Annotated in this window: 15 protein-coding genes and 1 pseudogene; 3 read left to right on the top strand and 13 right to left on the bottom strand. The window is 34.3% G+C overall.

Annotation, left to right across the window (positions count from 1 at the left end):
* Positions 1–57: 57 nt before the first annotated feature.
* From BSD9I1_RS04580 to BSD9I1_RS04565, 4 genes are all read right to left on the bottom strand, one after another.
* Positions 58–1080, bottom strand: coding sequence for a DUF362 domain-containing protein (locus BSD9I1_RS04580; RefSeq protein ID WP_035309999.1), 1023 nt, complete (start codon positions 1078–1080; stop codon positions 58–60).
* Between the two features lie 71 nt (positions 1081–1151).
* On the bottom strand, positions 1152–1553 hold the full coding sequence (locus BSD9I1_RS04575) for a MerR family transcriptional regulator (RefSeq protein WP_186429328.1): 402 nt from the start codon (positions 1551–1553) through the stop codon (positions 1152–1154).
* 327 nt (positions 1554–1880) lie between these two features.
* The gene (locus BSD9I1_RS04570) at positions 1881–2636 is read right to left on the bottom strand and encodes an aspartate dehydrogenase domain-containing protein (RefSeq protein ID WP_186429327.1); all 756 of its coding nucleotides are present in this window, start codon (positions 2634–2636) and stop codon (positions 1881–1883) included.
* A 78-nt stretch (positions 2637–2714) separates the two neighbouring features.
* Positions 2715–3674 (bottom strand): threonine/serine dehydratase, encoded by a 960-nt coding sequence (locus BSD9I1_RS04565; RefSeq protein ID WP_207653878.1) that lies wholly within the window; start codon positions 3672–3674, stop codon positions 2715–2717.
* 248 nt (positions 3675–3922) lie between these two features.
* On the opposite strand from BSD9I1_RS04565, the gene BSD9I1_RS04560 reads away from it, so the two are divergent.
* Positions 3923–4810 (top strand): LysR family transcriptional regulator, encoded by an 888-nt coding sequence (locus BSD9I1_RS04560; RefSeq protein ID WP_186429326.1) that lies wholly within the window; start codon positions 3923–3925, stop codon positions 4808–4810.
* A pseudogene (locus BSD9I1_RS04555) lies at positions 4803–4976 on the top strand (L,D-transpeptidase); the annotation flags it as partial. The gene BSD9I1_RS04560 and the pseudogene BSD9I1_RS04555, both read left to right, overlap by 8 nt.
* Positions 4977–5222: 246 nt before the next feature.
* Here the strand turns inward: BSD9I1_RS04555 and BSD9I1_RS04550 are convergent.
* The 4 genes from BSD9I1_RS04550 to BSD9I1_RS04535 form a co-directional block, all read right to left on the bottom strand.
* Complete coding sequence (locus BSD9I1_RS04550; RefSeq protein ID WP_186429325.1) at positions 5223–6062, bottom strand: formate/nitrite transporter family protein; 840 nt, start codon at positions 6060–6062, stop codon at positions 5223–5225.
* Positions 6063–6233: 171 nt separating this feature from the next.
* On the bottom strand, positions 6234–7640 hold the full coding sequence (locus tag BSD9I1_RS04545) for a YfcC family protein (RefSeq protein ID WP_186429324.1): 1407 nt from the start codon (positions 7638–7640) through the stop codon (positions 6234–6236).
* A gap of 27 nt (positions 7641–7667) precedes the next feature.
* Complete coding sequence (locus BSD9I1_RS04540) at positions 7668–8870, bottom strand: M20 family metallopeptidase (RefSeq protein ID WP_186429323.1); 1203 nt, start codon at positions 8868–8870, stop codon at positions 7668–7670.
* Between the two features lie 55 nt (positions 8871–8925).
* Positions 8926–10122 (bottom strand): PLP-dependent aspartate aminotransferase family protein, encoded by a 1197-nt coding sequence (locus BSD9I1_RS04535; RefSeq protein WP_186429322.1) that lies wholly within the window; start codon positions 10120–10122, stop codon positions 8926–8928.
* Positions 10123–10332: 210 nt separating this feature from the next.
* Here BSD9I1_RS04535 and BSD9I1_RS04530 point away from each other — a divergent pair, with 210 nt between their 5' ends.
* Positions 10333–11247: a LysR family transcriptional regulator gene (locus BSD9I1_RS04530; protein ID WP_186429321.1), complete on the top strand. Its 915-nt coding sequence runs from the start codon at positions 10333–10335 to the stop codon at positions 11245–11247.
* Between the two features lie 102 nt (positions 11248–11349).
* Here the strand turns inward: BSD9I1_RS04530 and BSD9I1_RS04525 are convergent, their stop codons facing one another.
* The 5 genes from BSD9I1_RS04525 to BSD9I1_RS04505 all read right to left on the bottom strand — a co-directional run bounded on the left by BSD9I1_RS04525 (position 11350) and on the right by BSD9I1_RS04505 (position 15837).
* The gene (locus tag BSD9I1_RS04525) at positions 11350–11784 is read right to left on the bottom strand and encodes a MaoC family dehydratase (protein ID WP_186429320.1); all 435 of its coding nucleotides are present in this window, start codon (positions 11782–11784) and stop codon (positions 11350–11352) included.
* A gap of 118 nt (positions 11785–11902) precedes the next feature.
* Complete coding sequence (locus BSD9I1_RS04520; RefSeq protein WP_186429319.1) at positions 11903–12562, bottom strand: 3-oxoacid CoA-transferase subunit B; 660 nt, start codon at positions 12560–12562, stop codon at positions 11903–11905.
* Entirely contained in the window at positions 12562–13215 is a 654-nt protein-coding gene (locus BSD9I1_RS04515; RefSeq protein ID WP_186429318.1) for a CoA transferase subunit A, read from the bottom strand. Before BSD9I1_RS04515 ends, BSD9I1_RS04520 begins: the two co-directional genes overlap by 1 nt.
* Positions 13216–13424: 209 nt before the next feature.
* Positions 13425–14744: a GntP family permease gene (locus BSD9I1_RS04510; RefSeq protein WP_186429317.1), complete on the bottom strand. Its 1320-nt coding sequence runs from the start codon at positions 14742–14744 to the stop codon at positions 13425–13427.
* Positions 14745–14793: 49 nt separating this feature from the next.
* The gene (locus BSD9I1_RS04505; protein WP_186429316.1) at positions 14794–15837 is read right to left on the bottom strand and encodes a ketopantoate reductase family protein; all 1044 of its coding nucleotides are present in this window, start codon (positions 15835–15837) and stop codon (positions 14794–14796) included.
* Positions 15838–15975: the final 138 nt, after the last annotated feature.

The following is a 15975-nucleotide window of genomic DNA, read 5'->3' as shown; positions in this document are numbered from 1 at the left end:
GGAATAAAAAAACAATATTTAATTTAAAAAGTTTGTTTAATAAATAGTAATTGTACTCTACTTAATTTCAATTAGCTCATACTTCATTGTTCCTAATCCAATTTTTTCTGCATGACTAAGAGATGTCCTACCCTTTTCAAAAAGTTTTTTCCTGCTGTTTTCCTGAACTAAGTCAAGGCATGCTGTATCCAAAGCAACAGGATCTTTTCCAGCAAGAATACCGATATTATCTGCAATTGGTTTCATATGTGTACCTGCACAGTCACACTCCTTGGTAATATTATGTACAAAGGTGATGTATATGTTGTCTTTATCTTTTGACGCTCCGTAGGCATACTCTGAAAGTTTCTCAAAAAAATGAGAGCCTCCCCAGGTGTTTTCAATTGCACCTTGAGGACAAACAGCAATACACCCTGCACAGCCAATGCATTTACTACTATCAATTACCGCAGTGTCTGGAGTTTGAATGGCCTCAAAGTTGCACTTTTTAACACAAATACCACAGGAAATACATTTTTCAGCAGTTACCACAGGAGATATGCCAGAATGCTGCTCCAATTTTCCACCTCTAGCAGCAAAACCCATAGCAAGCTGCTTTAGAGCACCACCAAATCCAGCTTCTACATGACCCTTGAAATGACTCATAATAATAAATTGTTTGAATTTCCCATAACCCTTACCTATTTTACATTTTTTAATATATTCTTTATTTATTTCTATTTCATCATATTCTGTTCCAATATCTCCATCTGCTATTACGATTGGAATCTGTGTGAAGCCATGAGCTTTTGCTGTTTCAATGTGTAGCTTTGTAGTAGTCCTTGATCCCCTATACAATACATTAGTTTCAATATAAGACGGTGATACTCCGTTTTCTTTCAAATAACTTATGGTTTCCTCGTAGCATTTTGCAGGAATAAAGGTTTTGTTTCCCTTTTCACCAAAATGAACCTTTATAGGCACTTCTTTTTCAAACTGGTGTCCAGTTTCTGATACTACTTTTTTTAATAGCTCCAAGGCATCTTTTCCAAGCCTCGCATAATCTGATTCCGAATTTTTAATAAAATATACTTTACTCAAGTTAGCACCTTCCATTTCCACTAATTTATTTTGTTTCTTGCACTAAAAGCATTTTTTCTAACTTTGTTCTCTTACTCATACTCTTTGTTTTGTTTATGGATTGCCTCTGTGCCAGCCTCAATCGCTGTTTCATAATACCATATTTTATGTTCAATAGTTTCCATTACCTTTTTTAATTCTTCCATCTGCTTTTGAACATATTCCTTTCTTTCAAGAAAAATCTCCAACCGATCCTTAAGAGTATTATCCCCCTCTATACACAAATCCATGTACCTTTTTATATCTTTTATTGGCATTCCAGAATTCTTCATACAGGCTATAATACCTAAGCCTTGAAAATCTTCATCTTTGAAAACTCTGGTTCCATCTGGCTTTTTATCCACAAACGGCAAAAGTCCTTCTTTATCGTAGTAACGCAGGGTGGAAACTGCAACCCCCATTTTCTCTGCTACTTGTCTAATGGTATAGCTCATAGAGCACCCCCTTCTCCACTGAGTAATTGCTAATCATAATTAATTGCATCTATAACCATATGATAAGGGGTAAAGTTAACTTTATGTCAACAGTTTCTTTAGAAAAATTAAAAATTAACTAAAGACTATTAAAATAAAAAGAGCCTTCTAATCTTCTCATATTATAGCAAAGACACTCTGTAAATCCAAAATTAAGAATTTACGGAGTGTCTTTTGTGTTAATATTATATTTTACATCCAGCTCAATACTTAACCAATTATAGATTGGTAAACATCCTACTTCTACCTATTAGGAAATTTAAAAAATGATAAATTTCTCTATACTATCTATACGAATATAAAATCTTTCTGATTACTTGCAGCTCTTTGTAAACTACCAAAAGCTGAAATAGGAGTATATGCGCCAGTTACACCACCTAGAGATATACTTGTTATTTTTAATTCAAATTCAATTCCTTGTCCTTTAATCAAAATAACATGAGCATTAGTGGATACTGATGGATCTGAAATCAAAACTGATTTTGTCTTATCAAACCCAAGTCCTGCCATAGCAATTGCAGCATGTACGTTAACATTTCGCGGATACAATTTACATATTTCTTTTGTGGAACCTTCATAAACAACAGTTCTTTCTGTATCCTGTCTTCCAAGGCTTTTAGGACTTTTAGTAGTAGTAATAGTAACACTATCTATAACCATTCTTCCATCAAACAATCCATCTAATCCCAATATTGCACCATGAGGGATATAAACTTTTGTTCCGTATTTTTTAGAACTTTCTAAAATCCTTTGATATAACTCTTCGTTTGAAAATGCTGTAGTTGAAAATGCAAGTAAATCAGCACTTCTTAAAATTTTCTCTCCATATTTTTCAATAATATCTGCATGAGCAACTTCTACTACCAAATCTACTTTTTCAAATAAATCTGAAGTAATTTCTTTCACATAAGGTAATTCTTGTCCATCTTTTTCTTTATCATCACCTATAACAACAAATTCTATGCTGTAATTTTCTTCCTGATTCACTTGTTTTACTATTTGCTTACCAATAGTTCCGTAACCAATAAATCCTATTTTTTTCATAGCTCATCCATCTCCCTTTTATCTTTTTATTTCATCTAAATAACTGTATACAATTATTTTAAGAACTTGCTACTGCTCTTATATACTCATACCTTCAAATTTACCAAACTGATCCATTCCAATGTTACCACCTGAAATAAACAAAACTACTTTGTCATTTGCATTAAATCTAACTGATCCTTGTAAGATAGCACCTAAGGTGATACATGAAGAAATCTCAGCTAATAATTTTCCCTTAGTTAAAAATAACTTAGTTGCTTTAAGAATATTTTCTTCATCTACTGTGACAATTTTATCAACATATTTTTCTACAACAGGATAATTAAGTTCACCAGGTTTTAATGTTTGTAATCCATCAGCTACTGACTTTGATTCTGAAGGCAAGGTAACCGGATGACCTGCTGCAAAACTGTTAGTATAGCGGGCAACTAATGTAGGTTCAGCTCCAATGATTTTTACTTGTGGATTAGTTTCTTTAACTGCTGTAGATAATCCACCAATTAATCCACCTCCACCAATTGGAGAAATTATATAATCTACATCTGGCAGTTGTTCCAGTATCTCTAAACCTGCAGTACCTTGTCCTGCAATGACTTCATTATCATCAAATGGTGAAATAAAACTCAAATTATTTTCTTCACTTAATTTTTTAGCTACATTAAATCTTTCTGCAGGAACACTAAAAATAACTTCCGCTCCATATGATTGGATTCCTTCAACTTTGATTTTCGGTGCAGTTTCTGGAACTACAACATAAGCCTTAGTACCTAGTTGTTTAGCCGCATACGCTATAGCTTTTCCATGATTTCCTGATGAAGCTGTTATAATTCCTTTTTTCAATGCTTCCTCTGCCAAGCTTATTGAAGCATTAAGAGCACCTCTGACTTTAAAAGAATTGGTCTTTTGAAAAGATTCCATTTTGGCATATACTTGACAACCTAAATATTCATCTAGATTATTTAAACGAAGGAGAGGCGTCTTATTGATATAAGGAGCAATACGTTTTTGAGCCTCATAAATTGATTCTATTGTAACCACGATTTTAACCTCCTAAAATTAAAATATTTTATATAACTTAGAAATCGTTATCCATTGTCGTAGCTGCCCTTACTCCAACCTTGAAAGGATGGGAGTCTTAGGTCAGGTACACATCGTGCAAACTATAATTAAATACTATCATCACAATAAATATTTGTAAAATGATGATTTTCGCATTATAATATGTAATAAATGCATATTATAACAATCATATTTAAATTAATTATAATAAAAACGAGGTTGTTACTATGGATATTAAAGATATTAAAATATTTTTGGAAATAAACAATTACCGTAATATTAGTACAGCAGCACGTGCTTTGTTTTTAACCCAATCTACAGTTAGTAGAAGACTTTCTATGTTGGAAAAAGAATTAAACGTCAAATTACTTTTCCGAGGGAAAGGACATGACACAGTTCAATTGACACCATCTGGTGAACGTTTTTTAACAATAGCTGAACAAATATTAGCTCTTTCTATCGAAGTAAATTCACTAGAAGAAAATAATTTAATTGAACATTTATCTATAGCCGTTCCTGATAGTTTAGCCTCCTATATGTTAAGAGATTTTTTTAGGCAATTATCACGAAAAAATCCTAATTTGAAGTTAGAAATCATTTTGCTTGATTCCATCCCTACTTATGAGATGATAGCTAATAGAGAAGTAGATATAGGATTAACTAACGGAGAAGCACCTTATCCAGAATTAAATTCTAATTTAATATTTAAAGAAAATTTTGTTGTAATGAGAAAGGGAAATAAGAATTCTTTTTCTGAAATAGTACATCCTTCTGAATTAAAATCAAATAATGAAATATTTCAATTTTTCGGCCAAGATTATAATCATTGGCATGATTATTGGTGGAAACCTGGATTTGCAAAGTTACGAGTGAATTTAGCACAGCTTACAGTAGAATTTCTGAACGAAGAGGAAGACTGGACAATTCTTCCCGAATCTGTGGCATGCTCATTACTTCCAGACGATTGTTATTTATCACGCTTATCAGATCCACCTCCAGAGCGTTGTTGTTATTCTATAATACATAAAAAGCCACGTTCTGATAGAGCTTTAACAATACAAAAATTTAACAGGAGTTTACAAGTTTATATAAAAGAACGAACAAAAAATAAATAGAGATGTAAATCCTGGTGGACCTTTTAGAGTTAGATGGATGGGATTAAGCATTCCTCACTATGGAATACATGTAACAAATAGCCCTGCTACTATTGGCACAAGAGCATCTAATGAATGTATAAGAATATATAATACAGACGTTATAGAAGCTTTCAATAAATCTTAGGTTATAATAAGATATAAACCAGCAGATATAATCAAACTGCTGGCTTACCTCCTATTTTTATATAATTCCTTACTTTTATCTAGAGTAAATATGCTCTTTCTATAGCATAATAGATTTAATGCTTTATAATCAGCTTGATCTCCTTCTTTTTGATATAGCACAACATGATAATACAATCAACCTTATATTTATTAGAATTTTTTTGCCATGGGTTCATTTATATTTATTCTTTCAGAAGTACTAAGATTACTCTATATCCTTAGCATCATTAGAAATAACTTGACCTAACCCTGAAGTACTTTTCCTATTTTCCCCACTTCCAAGTAAAAAGTAACCCCCTCCTATAATAAGTCCCCCACCAACTATATTACCAAGTGTAACAGGAATTATATTGTTTATATATCCTGCTATTGAGATATCAGCTGTTTTTAGAGGGGACACTATGCTCATTACAAAAAGGGCCATATTTGCAATGCTGTGTTCAAAGCCAGAGGCACAGAATCCGTACACACACCAAACAAGAATAAGCATTTTGGCAGGTTCACTTTTAATCTTACTGCAGCTCCATGTGGCAAGCACTACAAGCATATTGCAGAGGACGCCTCTGAAAAAGCTTTGTGCAAAAGGCAGCTGCATCTTTATTACACTATTTGAGACTATATAGTTTCCAGTCATAGGCACATCCAAAAGCCCTGTTGCCCCTATTATAATAGCAATAAGGGTAGCACCGCAAAAGTTTCCTAAGTAAACAAACGAAACCATCAAAAGTGATTCTTTAACAGAAACCGCCCTATTAAATACTCCTATGGTCATAACCCCCACATTTCCCGTAAAAAGTTCACTTCCAGCATAAACAATAAGGGTGAAACTCAATGCAAAGGAAATACCAAATACTATTTTCGCAAAACCTTTTGTAGCTTCAAAGCTATTAAGGGAGCCTCCAGCAGAGTATGCAAGAATCATACCCAGACCGCAAAAGACACCTGCCATCATCGAATAGACAAAAAACCTTACAGGCATTTCATGAAAATATTTAATTTTTTTTTGCGCTGATAATGATATTTCTGATACTGCAAGTTGTTCCATATATCTACACCTTCTTATTTCTTTAGAATTCATATTGTGTTAAGAATCTTGCTCCTTTTAAGGCTGTAATTTTACACTTTTTAAGGCTATATCCTGCTACAAAAATTGCTGCAAAGAAATGTTTTAGCAAGGTGGAAGTCTCCACCTTGCTAAAAGAATAAATATTATACTTTAGGCGGGACCATAACCTATTGAAATAGCGATAAACAAGAATATAATAGCAAGTGCATATAGAATTACCAGTAATGGCCACAGGAACTTGTACCATCTATTAACAGGCACTTTTGCATATGAAAGAAAAATAAGTAGTGTTCCGTAAGTAAACCATGCCATATTTGCAATACCATCACCAAACTGATAAGCAAAAGTTGTAGTTTGTCTTGTAAGTCCTATCATTTCTCCTAGTGGAATTAGTATAGGCATTAGGGCAACTGCTTTACCACTACCAGAAGGAACAAGACCATTTAAAATTGATACAACTACAAGTACTCCTATTGCAGAACCAATTGGTGGAAGGCCTGAAAGTAAAGTTGAAAGGCTATTAATAATAGGGTCAATAATTCCACCCTGTTCAAGAATCCATTGAACACCACGTGCAGTTCCTACTATCATTGCACCACCTATGGATCCCTTGGCACCTACAATAAATGCATCTGCAATTTCAGAAATCTTTATCTTATTTATAATACCTACTACTATTCCACTTAAAAGGAATGCTGCTGACATATCATCTATAGCCCATCCAAACTTCATCATTCCATATACCACAACCGCAAAGGTTACAGCTAAAATTACAAGAGATAATATCTGAACACCTGTCACTTTTTTACCTTCATCTTGTGAATAATCGATTTTAATTGAAGAAACATCTATGTCTGCCACAAGGCTCTTTGAAGGATCCCTTTTAACTCTTGTAGCATAAATCATTAGATAAATAAAGGAAACACCTACTAAAGTAACAAAAGCTGCAAATCTTAAGCCAAAACCTGAAAACATAGGAAGCTGTGCTATCTGATGAGCTATACCTATTGTGTACATATTTGTAGGTCCTACTGCAAATCCCACCATTAACCCTAAAATGCAAAGAGCTGCTGCTGTCATTGCATCATATCCTAGAGCAAGAACAATTGGAATTACAATAGGTACGAAAGGAATAGCTGCTTCAATCCATCCTAAAAAGCCACCTAGGATAGCGAATATTACCATTATGAGGAAAAGCACTAACCCTCCATTTTTTCTACCAATCTTTTGCACAAGGGTTTTTACACCCATGTTTATAGCACCTGTTCTATTGTAGACCTCAATGGCTCCTCCAACAAGAAGAACAAGAAAAATTATGCTTGAAGAGCCTATAAGTCCTTTAGGGATTGCCCTAAAAATACTAAAAATAGACAAAGGTGCTGCATTTATGTTTTTAAAGCTTCCAGGGACAACGATACTTCTTCCGTTAACTACTTCTCTATCAAAGACACCTGGTGTAACAAGGTAAGATGCTATGAAGCCTATAATAATTACGCAGAAAATAAGTACATAAGGGTTAATATTTAATCGACTCTTTTTCTTTTCATTATTACTCATAAAATTATCTCCTTTAATTAATTGAGATTATTGTGGTAAATTTGAAAGACTTTCTGCAATAGCAAGGCAACCAGCTATCCCCTCTCTTAGCATTTCTAGATCCATGTTGTCCTGAGCTGTGTGACAATACTTTATTTCTGCAGGGGAATATCCAATTACAGCTACCCCTTTTGATGCATAATGTCCACTGTCTGTAGCAAAAGCCCATGGTTTAAGCCTAACTTCTCTGTTAAAGGTATCCTCAAGGGCTTTCTTTGCTGTAACAACAGCTTCATGTTCTTTATCAATAAGAAATGCAGGTAGTCCCTGTATTCCCTCTCCCTTAAAGCCATTATATGTTGTTACATCAACCATAACAATTTTCATGTCAACAGCTATGCCCTTAAATAAGCAGCTGTCTATTACCTTTTGAACCTTTTCCAATATGGACTCATTTGTTTCTGATGGAACACTTCTATAGTCCAAAGTTAAAACTATACTGTGAGGGACTATGTTTGTTCCAATTTCAGAAGATACAACTTTTGTTGGAGTGATTTTTGATGTTCCAAAGTTTTCATCATATTCAAGTGGGTAATGCTTAAGTGCTTCAAGGAATTTATAAAGGTAGTCAAAAGGATTAACACCGGTTTCAGGAATGCTTGCGTGACACGATCTGCCTGTTATGGTTATTTCAAGACATATCCTTCCTTTGCAGGCAACAGCAATATCGTTTTCAGTAGCTTCACCAACAACGGCAAAGTCCGTAAGATATTTTTCATCCATTGCCATATGCATTGCACCAAAGCCTGCTGTTTCCTCCTGAACTACTCCCACAACGTAAATATCACCCTTTGGCATAATTCCTTCTTCCTTCAAAATATAAGGAGTATATATCATAGGTGCAAAGGTACCCTTTGTATCACTAGCACCTCTGCCCCAAATTTTGCCTTCTGCAATTTTCCCAGAAAAGGGAGGGTATTTCCACATATCAAAATTGCCTTCCTCAACAGTATCCATATGGCAGTAGAGCATGGTGCTTTTTCCTCCACCTGTTCCACGCATTATTCCTATGACATTACCAACTTTATCTACTACAACTTCATCATATTTAAGCTCTTTCATTTTTTTAATTGTATATTCCCCAAAATCTTTTTCATTACCTGATACGCTTGGTATTTGAAGCATTTCCGATGCAGTTTTCACGATTTCATCATAATATTGGTTTGCAAGCTGGTTAAAACTTTTTTCCATAATATCCCCCTATTTTCTTTAAAGCAATCTTAAACAAATGAAATATAATTTTTTATTATATTTTTTCAAGAACTTTTTCAAACTCTGCAATAATATCATCAGCATCTTCGAGACCTATTGAGAAACGAAGCTGACCTGTTGATATACCACAAGCCTCCATTTGTTCCTTTGAGTATGCACGATGAGATGTTTTTGCTGGATATGAAATAGTTGTGCTTACTCCTGCAAGACTTGGTACAAACTTAATAGTTTCACATTCTGTAATAAACTTGCTTGCAGCTTCCTCTCCACCTTTTATATCTGCACTCACCATGCCACCGCATCTACCTTCAACAAATAATTTCTGTCCAAGTTCATAGTAATGTGATGATTCAAGACCTGGATAGTAAACCTTCTCAATCTTTGGATGACTTTCAAAGAACTTAGCTACTTTCAATGCATTTTCGCTGTGTTTTTTAACCCTAAGTTCAAGAGTTCTAAGACTTCTTACTAACAGCCATGCGTCAAAAGGACTCATTGTTGCGCCATAAAGTGTACTAAATCGATGAAGATGATTTATTGTATCTTTATTAGAAAGAACAGCACCACCTATAATATCGCTGTGTCCACCAAGATATTTTGTTGCACTATAAACAACAATATCAGCACCAAGCGATAAAGGTTTGGCGATGACAGCTGTAGCAAATGTGTTATCAACAATAAGCTTACAACCATGCTTGTGCGCAATTTCACTAATAGCTGGAATATCCATAACTTCCATCAATGGATTTGTAATTGTTTCAGTGTAGATAACCTTTGTATTCGGTTTTATATATTTTTCAACATCGTCTGTAAGAAAATCAACAAATGTAACCTCTACCCCAAAACGTGTAATTTCGTTTGCAAGAAAATCCCAAACCCCACCATAAAGAACAGGAGAAGATATTATGTGGTCACCAGCCCTTACAGAACCTATAAGTGATGTAGTTATAGCAGCCATACCTGATGAGAACGCAATGCCAGCATCACATCCCTCTGCTGATGCAAGAACTTCACAAACAGCATCTGTTCCTGGATTTGTCATTCTTGAATATACATATCCTTCCGCTGAGCCATCATAAACGGAATCAAGTGTTGGAACATCATCAAATGAGAAGACTGAACTCATAAAAATAGGCATTACCTTTGGAACGGATACAGAAGAAGCAACTTTTTTCATTAGGTCAACTTCTCCAGAATGAATTACCCTTGTACTAAATTTTTTCTCTGACATTCAAATTCCTCCTTAAAATAACCAATTAGAAACATATTCATTTATCTTAATTTTTTAATAAAACTAATGTTACACATACTAATTTAGATAATTTTGCTTAATGCTCATATGTGTTATAATTATAATACCATCCATAAATTTACATGTAAAATACCTATAATTTATGGGAAATAGTAACTTTTAGTTATACGGAAATGGAGGAATGAGGGGATGACCTTTCAACAGTTGATTTACTTAGTTGAAATATCCAAGCAAGGAACTATAAGCAAGGCCGCAAAAAGTCTTTTTGTTTCGCAACCATGCATTTCAAAGGCTATTAAAGAACTTGAAGAGGATCTTAACATAGATATATTCGTTAGGAAAGACAATAAGCGTTTACAATTCACTCTCGAGGGAATGGAACTTCTTATCGCTGCAAGGGAAGTTCTAGAACAAGTAGATCAAATACAGAAAAAATTAATATATAGTGATAAAAATAAGCCTATACGTCTTATGGTAAGTTCACAACATTATGCCTTTGTTGTTAAGGCATTTATAGCTATGCTTAAAAAGCATAAAAATAGTATTTATGAGTTTTTACTCAGAGAAAAAAAGACAAGACAAGTTATAGAGGACGTATACCTTCAACAAAGTCAACTTGGCATTATTTTTATTTCCAATTCAACGAAAAATTTCATGAAGAAATTTCTTGATTCTAAAAACATTGAGTTTAATTCCTTATGTCATGTAGGCTTTCACGCATTTATAAGGAAAGGTCATCCCTTAGAAAAAAAAGATTACATAACCCTTGAGGATCTCTCAAATTATCCATTTATTAGCTATGAACAAGAAAATTATTCTCTTAACTTTTCAGAAGAGGCTGTAAATATCAACACCAACCAATCCATAAATGTACTTGATAGGGCTACAATGAATAATATAATCTGCCATACTGATAGCTATAACATAGGAACAGGTTTTCTTATAAAAGGAATAATAGAAAAGGAAATCATTAGCATTCCCATAAGCGATCTAAGTGATAAAATGGACATAGGTTGGATAAAATTAAGAAATACAATTTTGACGAAAGAAGCAGAGGAATTTCTATATTTTTGCACTAAATATTTAAATGATCAACCTAAATAATACTTTTTCTATAAATGTAAAAGTAGCCCATACTATGCGGCTACTTTTATAAGTTTAGCATGTTCTCATGCTTGTCAATGCAAATTCCATAATTAATCCTTCTTATAATTTCCTTATTGCTTTCTTTGGAGGCATAACCGTTGCCTCACCATCAATAACTACTTTATCATTTTGGTTAGTGCACACAGTCTTTAATTTAAGTCTATTCTTTTCTATGTTTATATCTATAACTTCTACTTCAGCTTTTATTGTGTCACCAATATAAACTGGCGCTGTAAATTTAACATGTTGTCCCATATAAATAGTTCCAGGACCTGGTAAGTACATTCCCAAGCAAGTAGAAATAAGTCCTGTTACTAATATCCCATGGGCTATTCTTCCTTTAAACATTGTTTGTTCTGAAACTACTTGATTTACATGAGCTGGATTTAAGTCTCCAGTGATACCTGCAAATAGATATACATCTGTTTCAGAAATAGTCTTTTCAACATAACATCTATCTCCTAGTTTTATTTCATCAATAGTTAAACCTTGCATAATTTATCTGTACCTCCCAATAAATATATTTTTATTTGATCTTCAATATCTATATGAAATTTCACATTATTTTATAAGTTTACAGATTGTTTAAATAAGCTTACCGCCACTAGTTCCCTTACTCTTCCATAACTCTCAAATCGTCACTAATTATTAACTCAGCTTTAGTTGCTTCCAATATCTCATTAACCGTTACATCTGGTGCAATCTCTTTTAGAACAAGCCCCTTTGATGTTACTTCCATAACTCCCATTTCTGTAACAATGAGACTAACCTTCCCAACTGCTGTAAGTGGTAAACTACATTCTTTTAATATTTTGGGTTCCCCTTTAGTTGTGTGAGTCATTGCAATAATAACCTTCTTTGCTCCACTTACTAAATCCATTGCGCCACCCATACCTGGAACCATTTTGCCAGGAACCATAAAGTTTGCTAAATTTCCTTTTTGATCTACTTCTAAAGCTCCTAAAACAGTGACATCTACATGTCCACCCCTAATAATTCCAAAGGATGTTGCACTGTCAAAGAATGCAGCTCCCTTTATTATAGTCACAGGTTGTCCACCAGCATTTACAATATCTTTATCTACCTCTCCTTCTTTAGGTTCTGACCCTAAACCTACAAAACCATTTTCAGATTGTAGTATTATATTAACACCCTTTGGTATATAATTAGCAACCATAGTTGGAAGACCTATTCCTAAATTCACTACATCTCCATCATTTAACTCTTTTGCAATTCTTTTGGCAATGAACTCCTTTGCATTTTTAGCTCCCATTACTCATTACCTCCTACGATATAGTCCACAAATATTCCTGGAGTCATTACATGACTTGGATCTAATTCTCCTACTTCAACAATCTTCTCGGCACCAACTAATACTAAATCAGCTGCTGTTGCTATTAGTGGGTTAAAGTTTCTTGTAGAACCTTTATGATAAGCATTTCCTGCCTTATCCACTATAGAACCTCCTATTAAAGCTACATCTGCTCTTAAAGGCAGCTCTAATAGATATTCTTTATCCTGTACTTTAATTTTTTGCTTTCCTGATTCTACAATAGTTCCTACACCTGTTGCTGTTAAGAAACCACCTATACCTGCTCCCCCACATCTGATTTTCTCTGCAAGTGTCCCTTGAGGAACTAGTTCTACTTCTAATTCTTTATTATTCATTTGTCTACCAGTCTCCAGATTTGTGCCAATGTGAGATACAATAGATTTTCTTACTCTTTTATTAACAATAAGTTTCCCAACACCCTTATCTGGAAATGAAGTATCATTGCATATAATTGTTAAATCCTTAATTTCTCTTTTTATTATTTCATCTATAAATATTTCAGGAGTCCCTACTCCTAGGAACCCACCTACCATTATAGTCATTCCATCTTTTATTTTATCCATTACTTGATCTATAGTAGCTATTTTATTCATTACGAATCATCCTTTCTTAATTTATGAAGCTTTATACTATATAAAACTTTGTCCATGCCAGTATTTCTAAATCATTAAAAAATTATTGGATCTTTAAAGAAATAAGAAATATTATTAATAATGAACGTTTCCTTTTATTATGATACCGGGAAACGTTCATTTTAAAAAAGAATGAATTAATAATATGGACAAATGACAAGAAATCAGTATTAAATTCCTAATGCAATGGAGGCAACTGTAGCAATAACACAAATAATTACAGGAATGCAGACACTACATACAAATACATGGCGATAAGCATTCTTATGATTTAGACCTAATACACTAAACATAAGAAACAACCCAGGAGAATGTGGTAAAGTATCCAGTCCACCAGCAGCAATAGCAGTAAGTCGATGTAATACACCTAAGTTGGCTCCAGAGTTAACAAAGGTATCTCCCAAGGATTGATACATCAATCGCAATCCGCCGGAAGATGAGCCTGTAATTCCAGAAAATACGCTGGTAGCAAAGATACCTCGAACATAAGGATGCATATTTAAACTCAACACCCATTTCACTATATCTGTAAAAGCCCCGGAGCTTTGAACCACTGTACCAAAAGCTAATACAGCAGCTAATCCTCCAATACCTGATATACCCCCTCCTAATCCATTCGTCAACACTTCTGTCCAATCCTTGCCTTTAAATTTAGAGTAATTTAGTAAAAAGGTTAGCAATGCACCAACCAACATTGCACATGTAGCCAACATATTTGAGTTAGATACAAATTTCCCTCCAACAATAATTATAAGCAAAAGGATAACAATAGGAGTGAATGCCTTCCATGAAACAGGAAGCAAACTACGATCCTTGATCTCAAAAAGGGTTGGATCCATGTTTTCTGGATAAGTCCACACTTCACCAAGTGCTACAGCTTTTTTCTGAGCCCATGTGCAATAAGCCAGACAAAGTACGAATATTCCTATGGTACATAAAATACTTAAAATAGGTGCAGCCGTCATAGTTGTACCCAAATATTCAGTAGGAACCACGTTTGTAAGCTGTGGACTGCCAGGAAGAGTGGTCATTGTATATGTGGCAGACCCTACGATAAGGCAAGCCATAGTCAAATGCCGAGGCAAATTTGCTTCCTTAAATAATAAAAACATAATCGGTGCAACAGCGTAAACAACTACGAATAAACTTACACCTCCATAAGTCAGTACAGAAACGATTAAGATTGTAACTAACATTATGTTCTTTTTTCCAAACCAATCAATAAATTTATAGCCTATTGTTGTAGCACAGCCAGATTCATCCATTAACTTAGCATAAAGAGCTGAACTAGCAAATAGTAAAAAATAACTCATATAGGCGCTAGTATAGCCCTTCATATAATGAATGGAAAAGGAATCCCAAAGGGGCATTGCATTTGTAACGATAGCAACAAGAGAAGCCAAAATCGTTAGTGGAAGCGCACCTAGACCTTTATAGGCACCAATAACTAAAACAGCAATAGCACATATTAGACCGATAATACCAATCATGATAGCTGATACCTCCTTATTTCAATTTTGAAAGGATTGTCCAAAAGACTTAGATATTATAAAGATCATAGGTAAAGAGTTCGCGATCAAAAAGATTTACGTTATTCATTGAAAGAGGAAGCTCTCCATTCTCAATTTTAGATACAATTTCTACAACCTTATCATTGAAAGGTGTATCGATTCCATATTTATCACCAGTCTGACAAACGTAACCATTAATCATTCTTACTTCTGTTGGCTTTTTCTTTTCTAAATCTTGAAGCATACTTGCCTTGGCTGCTCTCATATCAGAATACATATTAAGGAACATCTCCTGGTCTGCATTAAACATAGCTTGATCTATCAAATCTAAGGTTTCAGGAGATTGCTCATGAAGTAAAGTTGGAAGCTTATATCCAGCAGCCTCGCAGCAGAGCTTAACTTCTTTACCTAGGTAGCTTAAGCAAGCACGAGCTATGTCGTTATCCAAAACTTCTCCAAATGTACAACCACAGGCAGCTGACATTCCACTCATACAAGCGTTATTAATGAGTTTGCCCCAACGGGAAGCCATCAAGCTATCTGAGACTTTTGTATGTCCCATAAAATTAAGAACATCTGCTACGGCTTGAATCCTCGGAGTAATGGAACCATCTATTTCTCCTATTTCAAAAAGATGGTCATTTCGTGAGAGATCTTGGGTTAGCTCAGAAACACCTGGTTCTATAAATGTAGCTCCCCAAAGAACTGTACCTCCTACTGTACGCTCTTTACCCACATAATTGGCAACAAAAGGCTCTGGTACACCGTTTTGAAGAGTACAAACTGTACTATCAGGCCCTAGGTATGGAAGTAGCTTAGGAAGAACCTCTTCATTACTTGTCTGTTTGGTGAAGAGAAAAACAATATCATAAATTCCTTCCATTTGATCAGGCGTAATAGCTTTTACCGGAACTGTAAAATCTACTGTTCCCACAATATGAGCTCCAGAATAATTTAGTGCGTCTACATGTTCTTTATAGCTGTCGATGAGTTCAACTTCACAACCTTTTTGGGTAAGATATGCACCCAAGACTGTTCCCATGGCACCGCATCCTAAAATTGCAACTTTCATAAATAAAAACCTCCTCTTAATATTATGTTTATAATTAAAGCAATTTCTGTGCCAAATAAAAATCTATCTTTCTTTTTCTTAATTCTATGTAAACTTTTTTATTATGAATTTAAGAATGACACCTAAAGAACTATCTGC

It is taken from the genome of Clostridium sp. BSD9I1, assembly GCF_900185645.1.
Lineage (GTDB): Bacteria > Bacillota > Clostridia > Clostridiales > Clostridiaceae > Clostridium_AK.
The sequence above is the reverse complement of the archived record's forward strand: the minus strand, read 5'-3'. Positions and strand labels throughout refer to the sequence as shown.